The organism is Pseudarthrobacter sp. S6 (assembly GCF_050156575.1).
Classification (GTDB): domain Bacteria; phylum Actinomycetota; class Actinomycetes; order Actinomycetales; family Micrococcaceae; genus Arthrobacter.
On sequence record NZ_CP189581.1, the window covers coordinates 1,458,246 to 1,470,771 of the forward strand.

Here is a 12,526-nt window from a genome sequence, read left to right on the forward strand (position 1 = left end):
GCTTCCCGGTTCTAGACTGAAGATCCAGGGCGCCGGAGCCCTGCCGGTGCTGTGGGAGGAATGGCCATGTTGGTCCAAGAACCGTTCAGATTCCGCAAGGTCCTGCTGGCCGGCGTCGTAGCGCTGGCGCTGACCGGCACCGGCGTCGCCATCGCCTGGTCCGCGGACACGCCATCGCCGTCTCCGTCAGCGTCTGGCCCGGGGAAGTCGGACAAGGCGCCGGGCCAGGAGAAGCCGGCCAAAGCCCAGCGCCCGCAGCATCTGCACAGTGAAAGTGTGGTGAAGAAGGCGGACGGGTCCTTCGAAACCGTGCTGACCCAGCAAGGCACGGTGGACGCCGTCAGCGAAACCTCGGTCACCGTCAAGAGCGAAGACGGCTTCACCCAGACCTACGCCGTCAACGCGGATACCAAGATCATCAAGTTCCCGGCCCCGGCCGCGGACGGTTCGCCGGCAACGGGCGACGACGGGAAGCGGCTGAAGCGGTCAGAGGTCACCATCGCGGAAATCGCCACGGGCGAGGCCGTCAGGATCTCGGGCGTGAAGAGCGGCGACGACGCCACGGCGCGCCAGATCGTGGAGGGCGCCGGTGCCGGTCCGGGCAACGGCCTTGGGAAAAGCCTGGGCAAGGGGCACGGCCACGGGATGGGCAAGGGCCTCGGCCACGCCAAGCCATCCGAAAAGTAGGTAGCCTAGCCCTGTTCCACCAGTCCGGTCATGATCGCCTGCAGCGCCTCGCACACAATCATCACCGAGCGGCGCTTCAGGTTCTCCGGGCGGGCCAGGATATCGATCCGCCGCCGGGTGCTGATGCCCTCAAGCGGCCGCAGCACAATGCCCGGGTTGAGCACGGGCCGCGCCGTATGCCGCGGCAACAGACCCACCACACCGCCCGCCGCGACCAGCGCGGCCACCGTGGAGTAGTCGTTGATCCGGTGGACGATGTTCAATTCCTTGCTGGAGACGGCCGCGACGGCGGACAGCACGTCCGCGGGAGAGTAACCCGTGTGGCTGGTCACCCACGGTTCGCCTACGACGTCGGCCGCGGTCAGTGTGTCCTGGCTGGCCAGGCGATGTTCCGCCGACAGGGCCACATCCAGCGGTTCGTGCGCCAGCGGGATCACTGCCACACGCTCCTCCGGCCAACGCGGGCTGTGGTCCATCCGGTGCGCCAGCACCAGGTCGTACCGCGCCGTGAGCGCCGGAAAGTCCTGCTGCGCCACGTCCTCGTCGGAAAGCTGGATCCGCGGCTGGCCGGGCGCGTCCAGCATGCGGGCAAGCGGCGCGAACAGCGCCTGCCCCGCGCTGTGGAAACCGCTGATGGTCACGGGGCCAACGGGCGAGCCGTGATAGGCGCCGATCGCCGTCCGGGCGTCCGCCATGGCACTGACGACGGCGGCACCTGCGTCGGCGAGCACCTGGCCGGCTTCGGTCAGCACCAGGTTGCGGCCCTCTTTGCGGGTCAGCGGAACCTCCACGTTGCGTTGCAGCAACGCCAGTTGCTGGGACACTGCGGACGGCGTCACCATGAGCGTCTCGGCCACCGCCTTCACGCTGCCCAGGGCCCCCAGTTCCCGGAGGATTTCCAGCTGATGAATTTCCATCCGTCCAGTCTATACATTAGCTAATACTTCATCGTCGATTGAGAAAAAACTGCTTGTGCTAATGCTTCGAAATGGCTCTAATGAAGGGAGATCTCCGCCCGCAGCCGCGAGGCGACTGCCAAGAGTTAGGAAGCCAATGAAGGCCCTCTACAAGTCTGGTGCACACGCCGGGTTCGAACTCGTCGACCGCCCCGAGCCCGAAGCGGGACCCAACGACGTCAAGATCCGGGTCATGACCACAGGGATCTGCGGCACGGACCTGCACATCCAGTCCTGGGACGCCTGGGCACAGAGCATGATCCAGGCGCCGCTCATCGCCGGCCATGAGTTCTACGGTGAAGTAGTGGAAATCGGCCACGGCGTCCGCGACGTCAAGGTGGGGGACCGGGTATCCGGTGAGGGCCACGTGGTCTGCGGGATCTGCCGGAATTGCCGCGCGGGGCGCCGCCATATGTGTATCCATACCGTCAGCGTCGGCGTGCAGCGGGACGGCGCCTTCGCCGAGTATGTTGTCATCCCCGAGACCAACGTCTGGGTCCACCAAGATCCCTCCATCACCCCGGAGCTCGGCGCGATTTTCGATCCGTTCGGCAATGCCGTGCACACCGCCCTAAGCTTTCCCCTGGTGGGCGAGGACGTGCTGATCACGGGTGCCGGGCCCATCGGACTGATGGCCGTTGCGGTGGCGCGCCACGCCGGTGCGCGCAAGATCGCCATCACTGACGTCTCCAAGCCGCGGCTCGACCTGGCACGCCAGCTGGGCGTGGACCTGGCCATCGACGTCTCCACCACGCGCGTCAAGGATGCCCAGCGTGAACTCGGCATGCGGGAGGGCTTCGACATCGGGATGGAAATGTCCGGCCACCCCACGGCCCTCCCTGAGATGATCAACAACATGAACCACGGCGGCCGTATTGCCATGCTCGGCCTGCCCAGCCAGGACATCACCATCGACTGGGGCAAAGTGGTCACGCACATGCTGACCCTGAAGGGCATCTACGGCCGGGAAATGTATGAGACCTGGTACGCCATGAGCGCCATGCTCTCCTCCAACCCGGTCCTGCACGCCGGCATCTCAGCGGTGGTGACGGACACGCTGCCCGCCGCAGAGTGGGAAAAAGGTTTCGCGACCGCCCGCGCCGGCGTTGGCGGAAAAGTTGTCCTCGACTGGACCGAACTCTAAGGAGCACCATGTACACCTCCATCAAGGACCAGCTGCTGACTGAGCTGGACGACATCCGCACCGCCGGGCTATTCAAAACCGAACGCAGCATCAACTCCCCGCAGTCCAGCCACGTCACGGCAGGGCAGATCGGCCAGCCCGGCGCCACCGTCCTGAACTTCTGCGCCAACAACTACCTGGGCCTCGCGGACCACCCGGACATCATCGCCGCCGCGAAGTCAGCCATGGACTCGCGGGGCTTCGGCATGGCCAGCGTCCGCTTCATCTGCGGCACCCAGGACCTGCACCTGGAACTGGAAGCCAGGGTCTCCAGGTTCCTCGGCACGGAGGACACCATCCTGTTCTCCAGCTGCTTTGATGCCAACGGCGGGGTCTTCGAATCCCTCTTCGGGCCGGAGGACGCCATCATCTCCGATGCCCTCAACCACGCCTCCATCATCGACGGCATCCGGCTCTGCAAGGCCCAGCGGTTCCGCTACGCCAACCAGGACATGACGGACCTCGAGGCCAAGCTTGTTGAAGCGAAGGATGCACGGCGGAAGATCATCGTCACCGACGGCGTGTTCTCCATGGACGGCTACCTGGCGCCGCTGGAAGCCATCTGCGACCTCGCCGAGAAGCACGACGCCCTGGTGATGGTGGACGATTCCCACGCCGTCGGCTTTATGGGTGCCACCGGTGCCGGAACCCCCGAGCATGCCGGGGTGTCCCAGCGCGTGGACATCTACACCGGAACGTTCGGCAAGGCCCTGGGCGGCGCGTCCGGCGGCTATGTGTCCGGCCGCAGCGAAGTGGTGGCCATGCTCCGCCAGAAAGCGCGCCCGTACCTGTTCTCCAACTCCCTGGCCCCCGCGATCGTCGCCGCGACCATCAAGGCGCTTGACCTGGTGGAGAACTCCGGTGACCTGCGGACCCGGCTGTTCGAGAATGCCCGGCTATTCCGCCGCCGGATGACCGAGGAGGGCTTCGAACTCCTGGACGGCGAACACGCGATTGTTCCCGTGATGTTCGGGGATGCCGTGATGGCCGCCAAGGTAGCGGACCAGATGCTCCAGCACGGCGTCTTCGTCACCGCGTTCAGTTTCCCGGTGGTCCCGCGCGGCGCCGCCCGGATCCGTGTGCAGCTTTCAGCGTCGCACTCAGCGGACGACGTCGAAGCGTGCGTGGGTGCGTTCGTCGCCAGCCGTGCGGCGGTAGCAGGCTAACCCAGCCAGGTTTAACCCAGCCGGGCTAAACCTTACAGAGCAGGACCGGCGCGGACGCAGGGCAACTCTGCAAGGATGGAGCCATGGCAGCACACTACGACGTCCTGATTGTGGGCGGCGGCATCGCCGGCCTGTCCCTGGCCTCCGCGCTCGCGGGCAGCTGCAGCGTGGCGCTGGTGGAAGCGGAGCAGGAGCTGGCGTACCACACGTCCTCCCGCTCCGCGCGCCAGCTTATTCCGAGTTACGGCCCTGAGGTGGTCCAGGAACTCACGGTCCGGACCCTGGAGCTGATGGCGGCCCGGGACGCGCAACTCCCCGAACCTGTCCTGACGCCGCGGAGTTTTATGCTCATCGGCACCGAGGAGTCCGTCCGCGCCGAGGCCAGCGGCCACATGAGTCCCATCACGCACGACCGGGCACTGGAGCTTTGCCCTGCACTGGTCCCCGGGGCCTTCTCAGCCGCAGGCCTGGATACCGGATCCTTCGGCTGTAACGCCCCGCTGCTGCTGGCCGATCACCGCCTGCGGGCGGAGGCCGCCGGCGCCGACATCATCACCGGGGCACGGGTGCATTCCGCCCAGCGGCTGGGCTCGGGCTGGGAGATCGGGGCCGGTCAGGAAGCCTTTGAGTCCGGTGTGCTGGTCAACGCGGCCGGCGCCTGGGCCGATGAAATCGCCGTGATCAGCGGTGTGGAGAAGCTCGGGCTGCAGCCGTACCGGCGCACTGCGGCGATCGTCGACGTCGAACGTCCCCTGCCCGGGCACAGCCCCATGGTGGCGGCAGCGGACAACTCGTTCTATTTCCGCCGGGAGGGCACCGAGGTGCTGATCTCGCCGTCGGAAACGGTGCCCAGCGGACCCGAAGACGCCAGGCCGCGGCCCGGCGATATCGAGCGGCTGATCGTGAAGCTCAACCAGCTGACCACGTTGGGAATCCGCGGAGTTCGGAGCGCATGGACGGGGCTCAGGACCGAGGCAGCCGACGGCGTTCCGGTAGCCGGTTTCGACGCCGAAGCCCCCGGGTTCTACTGGCTGGCCGGTCAGGGCGGTTACGGCTTCCAGACCTCATCGGCCATGGCCGAGCTCGCCGCCGCGCAGATTCTGGCCGGGCAGGGCACCGGTCACAGTACCGTTGCGGACCATCATCCGGCATCCCGGACAGCGGAGGCGCTGGCGGCCACGCGATGGTCCATCCGGCGCTGAACAATGGAACCCATGAGCACCCTGATCACCAACATCGCCGAGCTGATGACCCAGGATCTGGACCACCGCGTCCTTAAAAAGGCCGCCGTGGTGATCGAGGGCGAACGGATCGCCTGGCTCGGTTCCGCCGCGGATGCGCCGGCGGCCGACGAAGCCGTGGATGCCGGCGGCCGGGCCGTTTTGCCTGGCTGGGTGGATTCGCACACCCACCTGGTCTTCGCTGGCGACCGCACCGCGGAGTTCGAGGCGCGGATGGCAGGGGAGGCGTATTCGGCCGGTGGTATCGCCGTCACCATGGGCGCCACACGGCGCGCGTCCGATTTCGACCTCACCCGGCTGGCCATGGCGCGTGTGTCCGAGGCCGTGTCGCAGGGCACCACCTACCTCGAAACCAAGACGGGGTACGGGCTGGACATTGAGCATGAGGCCCGGAGCGCCCGGATCGCCTCCACGGTCGCAGACGAAGTCACCTACCTTGGCGCCCACCTTGTCCCCGCGGGCACCGATGCCGAGGCCTACACCGATCTCGTCTGCGGGCCCATGCTTGATGCCGTCCGGCCCTACGTCCGGTGGGCGGACGTGTTCTGCGAGAAAGGCGCCTTCACTGCCGAGCAGTCCCGCCGTGTGCTGGAGGCGTGCCGCGCCTCGGGACTGGGGATCCGGGTCCACGGCAATCAGCTTGGCGAAGGTCCCGGCGTGCAGTTGGCGGTGGAATTCGGGGCAGCCAGCGTGGACCACGTGAACTACCTGTCGGACCGTGACGTGGCGGCGCTCGCGGAAAGCTGGTCCGGCTGGAATCCGGTCAGCGGTACGGGTGGCCGGGGCACCGTGGCAACCTGCCTACCCGCCTGCGATCTTTCCACCCGGCAGCCGCTGGCCCCGGGGCGTGAACTGTTGGACGCCGGGGTGCAGGTGGCGTTGGCGTCCAATTGCAATCCGGGTACCTCGTACACCAGTTCCATGGCGTTCAACGTGGCGACGGCGGTGCTGCAGATGCGGTTCAGCGTCCACGAGGCGGTGCGTGCTGCAACCTATGGGGGCGCGCTGGCGCTGCACCGGGAGACAGGGCACGACGCCGACGGCGCCCGGGCGGTGGGTTCGCTCGCCGTCGGGCACCGGGCAGATCTGCACATGCTCAACGCGCCCTCCGCCACGCACCTCGCCTACCGCCCGGGTATGCCGCTCACGTACGGGGTGTGGCGGGCCGGTGCGCGGGCACGCTAACTGGGGTCACGTATTTGTGATTGCGATGTGATCATTTGGTCCTGTTATGATCAGATAACGTCATATTCTGGTGACTGTTTGACGCCGATTTGTTTGACGCTGAGAGGCTCCCCATGACCCGCACTGACCGCCTGACGGCCATTCTGGACATCCTCGCCAAGACCGGCCAGGTGGAGGTGGAGGAGATTGTCACGCAGCTTGCGGTCTCGCCTGCCACGGCGCGGCGTGATCTGGACAGCCTGGCCAAGCGACGTCTGCTGACCCGCACCCGCGGCGGGGCCACCACAGGCGCCTTGGCCTACGACCTTCCTGGCCGGTACAACCGTGACGACCACGCCGAAGCCAAGGAACAGATCGCCCAGGCCGCCGCGGCCCTGATTTTTCCCGGCGCGGTGATCGGGCTGTGCGGCGGCACCACCAGTACAGCCTTGGCGCAAATCCTGGCCACGCGCGAGGACCTCAACGCTCCCGGCCACCAGTCCACCCTGACGGTGGTCACTAACGCCATCAACATCGCTGCGCAGTTGGCTGTCCGCCCCAACATCAAGGTCATGGTGACCGGCGGCATCCTAAACCCCCGCTCGTACGAACTGGTGGGACCCTACACCGACATCATTATGCAGAAGGTGGTCATGGACATCGCCTTCATCGGCGTGAACGGAATCGACCCTGAGGTCGGTCCCACCAATACGGGGGAGGGCGAGGCGTCAGTCAATGCCCTGCTCGCCAGCCGGGCCCGGATCTCGTACGTGCTGGCCGACTCCTCCAAGGTGGGCGTCAGAGCCTTTGCCACCATGGATGGCTACGAGTTCACCCGCCTGATCACCGATTCCGGGATCTCCGCCGAGGACAAGGCGGCGTTCGAAGCCAATGGCACCGAGGTGATTGTGGCCCCGCACTAGGTGCCGCGAACAGCCCCTAAAAGATCACCGGCGGCGCATCCAGGACGGTCTCGTCCACCCGGCGGTCCACCCATTGGCTGAATGGAATGTCGAGTTCGTACTTGCCCAGGTCGGTGCGCAGAAGTGTCCGCACCGCTGCATTGTCCGGGTTGTTGAGGGATTCGAAATACTCCACCGACCAGTGGAACCAGCGCATGCAAAACAGGCGCATGGTGAGCCCGTGGGTCACCAGCAGCGCGTTCGGGGCGTAGTCCGGTTTGGACCAGTGGCGGTAGAGCGTCTCCATAAAGGATGAGATCCGGTCGTAGACGTCGGAGCCGGATTCGCCCTCCCGGAACCGGTAGAAGAAATGGCCGTAGGCGTTGCGGAGTTCCTTCTGGTCTTCGATGTCGCCGGCGATCTGGAAATTGGCCCAGTCCTGCTCGCGGAGGCGCGGTTCTTCGATCACCCGTTCCGTGAGATTGCCGAGGTTCAGTGCCGCCAGGGTCTGGTGCGCCCGAAGGTACGGGGATACGTAGACGCAGACCTGCCGGCCGTCCAGCTCGCGGCGGATCAGTTCGCCGGCAGCCGTGGCCTGCGCCAGGCCCTGGGGAGTCAGCGGAATCCGGTAGTCCGGGACCCTGTTGTAGATGGACGTATCGACGTTGGCCGCGGACTGGCCGTGCCGGATCATGAAGATTTTCCCTGGCGCGCTCATAAGCCCCAAGCATAGGTCCTGCCTCCGTCGCAGGGCCTCACTGCGAGCCGGGCCGCCGGGAATCAGCGAAGAACCAGAAACTACAGGCAAGATGGAACCATGTTGGTTCCCTCCCGCCGTCGCCTGCGGATCGAAGTCTGGATTGTGCTGGGTCTTTCCCTGGGGCAGTCCGCCGTCTACTCGGTGGTGCAGCTGCTGGACAAGATAACCCGGGCCCAGCTGGCCGAAGGCACGTCCACGCTGAACCGGTCACAGAGCCCGCGCGAATACTTCGACCTTACATACCAGCTGCTGGACATCATTTTCGCCCTGGTGCCCGTGCTGCTGGTGGTCTACTTCCTCACGGACCAGCGGCAATCCGGTGCCGGCGTAAGCTCCCAGAGCGGTTCGGCTTTCCGGAAGCTGGGCTTCAACTTCGCCCGGCCGGGCCGTGACCTGCTGCAGGGCTTTGGCCTGGCGGCGCTGATCGGGATCCCGTCACTGGGACTCTACGCCGCGGGGCGTGCGCTGGGGATCACCACGGCCATCATCCCCAGCGCACTCGACTCATACTGGTGGACAGTTCCAGTCCTGATTCTTTCAGCGCTGCGGCACGCCGTGGTGGAGGAAGTCATCGTGGTGGGCTACCTTCTGGACCGATTCGGCAAGTTCGGCTGGCGCATGCCCCTGGCCATCTTCGCCAGCTCGATGCTCCGCGGCACCTACCACCTGTACCAGGGCTTCGGGCCGTTCATCGGCAACGCCGTGATGGGTGTGGTGTTCGCCTGGCTCTACACGAGGACCAAACGGGTGATGCCGCTCGTCATCGCGCACGCGCTGCTGGACATCGTGGCGTTCGTGGGCTTCAGCCTCTTTGGCCGGGCCGTGGGACTGGGGTAAGAGGGCCGTTGTTCCCATGCCGCACCGTGCACTGAATAAGGTCCGGCTTAAAAGGTTTCGGCCGCCATCGGTGGGTGGCATCATTGGCTCCCGCTGATGGCGGCCGAAGCTTTGAACGAGCAATCAGATGGTGACTGCTCCGGTAGAGGTTTCGAAGGTCACTGACAGGATTCCAGGGGTTCCATGCGGAGCCACCCAGTCAACGGCGACGTCCTCCAGGGGCTTTTCGACGGGTTCACCCAGCCATTCCGTCACGCGTGCGGCGGAACCGGCTATGGTCAGGCAGCTCATCTTGACGTTGCTTTCATAGGCATTTGACGGGTGCAGGGCGGGGTCGCCCGCCCACTTGAGCATGTACGGGACCTGCGGGTCCGCGATCAGGCCCAGGATGCCGATCTGCTTCCAGACCAGCTCGCGGCCGTCCGGGAACTTGCGGTTGCCGTTGACGGCAGCACGGCCCAGCCGGTCTTCGAACGGAGCGAGGTCGTCCACTTCGACGCACCAGCCCATCCAGCCGCCGCCGGCTTCGGACCGGGCCCGGACAGCCTGCCCGAAGGGGGCCTTGTCCGATGCCGGGTGGTTCAGGACCTCCACAACTTCCAGGTATTTGTGGCCGGCCAGGGGAATAATCATGTTCCGGGTTCCAAACCGGGGGTGCACCCCGCCCTTCACGGCTTCAACGCCGAGGGCGGACGAAATACGTTCGGTGGTGGCAACGAGGCCATCTTGTTCACAGGCGTAAGAGACGTGATCCATGCGCATGCCATCATCTTGGCACTTTGTGATCCGGCTCTCAGCTAAGGGTAGCCTTACCGGAATCCGTTGCGTCACGAGTGGACATTCCGCCGGAATGCAGGAGAAGGACCGGCCAGCTGACCACCTTCGTCACAATCCTGTTCCTGTCCGGGAAAGTCTTCCTACACTGAACGCAACGGAGTTGTGCCACACCACGTCAAGGAGCATTGAATGTCGAACGCATGGTCTTTCGAAACCCGCCAGATCCACGCTGGCCAGGAACCGGACAGCGCCACCGGCGCGCGGGCGCTCCCAATTTACCAGACGACGTCGTTCGTTTTCCCGAGTGCCGAAAGCGCCGCCAACCGGTTTGCCCTCGCAGAACTCGCACCGATCTACACCAGAATCGGCAACCCCACGCAGGACGCCGTGGAACAGCGGATTGCCAGCCTTGAGGGCGGGCTCGCTGCACTGCTGTTGAGCTCGGGACAGGCCGCCGAAGCCTTTGCCATCCTGAACATTGCCGAAGCCGGGGATCACGTGGTGGCCAGCCCCAGCCTGTACGGCGGGACGTACAACCTCCTGGCGCACACCCTCAAGAAGTTCGGCATATCCGTCACGTTTGTGGCTGACCCGGACAACCTCGACCAGTGGCGCGATGCCGTCCAGCCCAACACCAAGCTCTTCTTCGGCGAGGTGGTCTCCAACCCGCGGCAGGACGTGCTGGACATCGAAGGCGTGTCCGGGGTAGCTCATGACGCCGGCGTCCCCCTGATTGTGGACAGCACCCTGTCCACCCCGTACCTCATCCGCCCGCTCGAATGGGGCGCGGACATTGTGGTCCACTCCGCCACCAAGTATCTGGGCGGCCATGGTTCCGCGATCGCGGGCGTGATCGTGGACTCCGGAAAGTTCGACTTCGGCGCGGACCCGGAACGGTTCCCGGGCTTCAACACCCCGGACCCCAGCTACAACGGGCTGGTGTATGCCCGGGACCTCGGTGCCGGCGGTGCCCTGGGTGCCAACCTGTCCTACATCCTCAAGGCCCGGGTGCAGCTGCTGCGCGACCTCGGCTCGGCAGTGTCACCCTTCAACGCATTCCTCATCGCCCAGGGCTTGGAAACGCTGAGCCTGCGGGTGGAGCGGCACGTGGCCAACGCCGTCGATGTTGCCCAGTGGCTTGAGGCAAGGGACGACGTCGAATCTGTCGCCTATGCCGGTCTGGCCTCCAGCCCCTGGTATGAGCGCGGCCGCAAATACGGCCCCAAAGGCACCGGGGCGGTGGTCTCATTCAACCTGGCCGGCGGCGCGGAGGCCGGGAAACGCTTCGTGGATGCCCTGGAACTGCACTCCCACGTTGCCAACATCGGGGACGTCCGTTCACTGGTGATCCACCCGGCATCGACCACGCACAGCCAGCTCTCGCCGGAGCAGCAGGTCATCGCCGGGGTCACGCCGGGACTCGTCCGCCTGTCCGTGGGCATCGAACACATCGATGACATCCTGGCCGACCTCGAGGCCGGGTTCCGGGCAGCCAAGGGTGCAGCGGACCCCAACAAAGACGCGGTGGGCCCGCAGGAGTAGGGCTTCAGCGAAGTCACAACCAGTCACACGCTTAGCAATAGACCGGGGCTGTTCGTACACTCGAAGTAGGTCATGAGTGCCAGCGACAGCCCCGGCTTGCTGGCCGGCAACCCTCTTTTGCGGCGGGGTGCCCCGGGTGAGGACCTGGCCTGCCGGTCAATTGACGGTGGGCAAGCGCTTAGAAAAGGTCCTTCCATGACGATTACGATTTCCCGTACTGCAGCACCCGGAAACGGCGTGGTCCGTTACGCCAGCATCGGCGGACTTGAGCTCGAAGCCGGCGGTTACCTCCCGGACGTCACCCTTGGCTATGAAACGTGGGGAACCCTCAACGCGGACGGCTCCAACGCCGTCCTGATTGAACACGCCCTGACCGGCAGCACGCACGTGACGCGCGGCGACAGCGACGAGCCAGGCTGGTGGGAGCAACTGGCCGGACCCGGTGCACCGGTGGACACCGACCGGTTCTTTGTGGTCTCCATCAACGTCGTTGGTGGCTGTTACGGCTCCACCGGGCCATCCTCGGTTGCCCCCGACGGCAAGCCATGGGGGTCGCGGTTTCCGTTGGTAACGCTGCGGGACACCACGGCGGCTGAGGCCAGGCTGGCTGACCAGCTGGGCATCCCGAGCTGGTACGCCGTGCTGGGCGGCTCCATGGGCGGCGCGCGGGCATTGGAATGGGCGGTCACCTACCCGGAACGGGTCCAGCGGTGCGCTGTTATCTCGATCGGTGCCGCCAGCACGGCCGAACAGATCGCGTTCGCCCAGGCGCAGACGCTCGCCATCCGCCAGGACAGCAATTTTAACGACGGCGATTACTATGGCGGTCCGCTGCCGGAGGACGGACTGGCCCTGGCGCGGCGCATTGCGCACATCACCTATCGCTCCGCAGAGGAATTTGATGGTCGCTTCGGCCGGTCGGCCCAGCACCCGGAATCGCCATTCCAGGCGGCGGCGCTGGGGGAGCGGGGCCGCTACCAGGTGGAAAGCTATCTGGATTACCAAGGCAAAAAGCTGGTGCGGCGCTTTGATGCCAACAGCTACATCGCCATCACCGACGCCCTGATGAGCCACGATGTCTGCCGCGGGCGGGGTTCCCTGCATGAGGCCTTGGGCCGGGCTACCGCCAGGTTCTTCGTGGCCGCCGTGGACAGTGACCGGCTGTATTTCCCGTCCCAGTCCCGTGAGCTGGCCGACGCGCTCCCGGGTGACGTGGATGTGCACGTTATTGAGGCGCCGATCGGCCACGACGGCTTCCTGACCGAGATTGGCCAGCTCGGCACCCAGCTCCGGAATACGTTCCTGGTCTAA

The 12,526-nt window shown here is 65.7% G+C and carries 12 protein-coding genes and 1 riboswitch; of the genes, 9 read left to right on the top strand and 3 right to left on the bottom strand.

From position 1 onward, the window contains the following. The first annotated feature begins 66 nt into the window (after window positions 1-66). Window positions 67-687 carry a hypothetical protein gene (locus tag ACQCS0_RS07065; RefSeq protein WP_354153841.1) on the top strand — a complete coding sequence of 207 codons (621 nt, stop codon included), beginning with the start codon at window positions 67-69 and terminating at the stop codon, window positions 685-687. Between the two features lie 5 nt (window positions 688-692). Here ACQCS0_RS07065 and ACQCS0_RS07070 read toward each other — a convergent pair whose 3' ends face one another. Further along, entirely contained in the window at window positions 693-1,604 is a 912-nt protein-coding gene (locus ACQCS0_RS07070) for a LysR family transcriptional regulator (RefSeq protein WP_354153840.1), read from the bottom strand. A gap of 136 nt (window positions 1,605-1,740) precedes the next feature. Here ACQCS0_RS07070 and tdh point away from each other — a divergent pair, with 136 nt between their 5' ends. The 5 genes from tdh to ACQCS0_RS07095 all read left to right on the top strand — a co-directional run bounded on the left by tdh (window position 1,741) and on the right by ACQCS0_RS07095 (window position 7,320). Continuing rightward, entirely contained in the window at window positions 1,741-2,787 is a 1,047-nt protein-coding gene (gene tdh / locus ACQCS0_RS07075; RefSeq protein WP_354153839.1) for an L-threonine 3-dehydrogenase, read from the top strand. 8 nt (window positions 2,788-2,795) lie between these two features. Next, a complete protein-coding gene (locus ACQCS0_RS07080) occupies window positions 2,796-3,992 on the top strand; it encodes a glycine C-acetyltransferase (protein ID WP_354153838.1) in 1,197 nt (398 codons plus the stop codon). An 83-nt stretch (window positions 3,993-4,075) separates the two neighbouring features. After that, a complete protein-coding gene (locus tag ACQCS0_RS07085; RefSeq protein ID WP_354153837.1) occupies window positions 4,076-5,194 on the top strand; it encodes an FAD-dependent oxidoreductase in 1,119 nt (372 codons plus the stop codon). 12 nt (window positions 5,195-5,206) lie between these two features. Continuing rightward, window positions 5,207-6,418: an imidazolonepropionase gene (hutI, locus tag ACQCS0_RS07090; protein WP_354153836.1), complete on the top strand. Its 1,212-nt coding sequence runs from the start codon at window positions 5,207-5,209 to the stop codon at window positions 6,416-6,418. 113 nt (window positions 6,419-6,531) lie between these two features. Next, window positions 6,532-7,320 (top strand): DeoR/GlpR family DNA-binding transcription regulator, encoded by a 789-nt coding sequence (locus ACQCS0_RS07095; RefSeq protein ID WP_354153835.1) that lies wholly within the window; start codon window positions 6,532-6,534, stop codon window positions 7,318-7,320. Window positions 7,321-7,336: 16 nt separating this feature from the next. On the opposite strand, the gene ACQCS0_RS07100 is transcribed toward ACQCS0_RS07095, so the two are convergent. Further along, complete coding sequence (locus ACQCS0_RS07100) at window positions 7,337-8,017, bottom strand: histidine phosphatase family protein (RefSeq protein WP_354157677.1); 681 nt, start codon at window positions 8,015-8,017, stop codon at window positions 7,337-7,339. 99 nt (window positions 8,018-8,116) lie between these two features. On the opposite strand from ACQCS0_RS07100, the gene ACQCS0_RS07105 reads away from it, so the two are divergent. Continuing rightward, window positions 8,117-8,896 carry a CPBP family intramembrane glutamic endopeptidase gene (locus ACQCS0_RS07105; RefSeq protein WP_354153833.1) on the top strand — a complete coding sequence of 260 codons (780 nt, stop codon included), beginning with the start codon at window positions 8,117-8,119 and terminating at the stop codon, window positions 8,894-8,896. A 123-nt stretch (window positions 8,897-9,019) separates the two neighbouring features. Here ACQCS0_RS07105 and ACQCS0_RS07110 read toward each other — a convergent pair whose 3' ends face one another. After that, window positions 9,020-9,658: a VOC family protein gene (locus ACQCS0_RS07110; RefSeq protein ID WP_354153832.1), complete on the bottom strand. Its 639-nt coding sequence runs from the start codon at window positions 9,656-9,658 to the stop codon at window positions 9,020-9,022. Window positions 9,659-9,862: 204 nt separating this feature from the next. Between ACQCS0_RS07110 and ACQCS0_RS07115 the strand changes: the two genes are divergently transcribed. Both ACQCS0_RS07115 and metX read left to right on the top strand, forming a co-directional pair. After that, window positions 9,863-11,215, top strand: coding sequence for a bifunctional o-acetylhomoserine/o-acetylserine sulfhydrylase (locus ACQCS0_RS07115; RefSeq protein WP_354153831.1), 1,353 nt, complete (start codon window positions 9,863-9,865; stop codon window positions 11,213-11,215). 68 nt (window positions 11,216-11,283) lie between these two features. Next, a riboswitch (SAM riboswitch) is annotated at window positions 11,284-11,398 on the top strand. Between the two features lie 12 nt (window positions 11,399-11,410). Then, entirely contained in the window at window positions 11,411-12,526 is a 1,116-nt protein-coding gene (gene metX, locus ACQCS0_RS07120; RefSeq protein ID WP_354153830.1) for a homoserine O-acetyltransferase MetX, read from the top strand.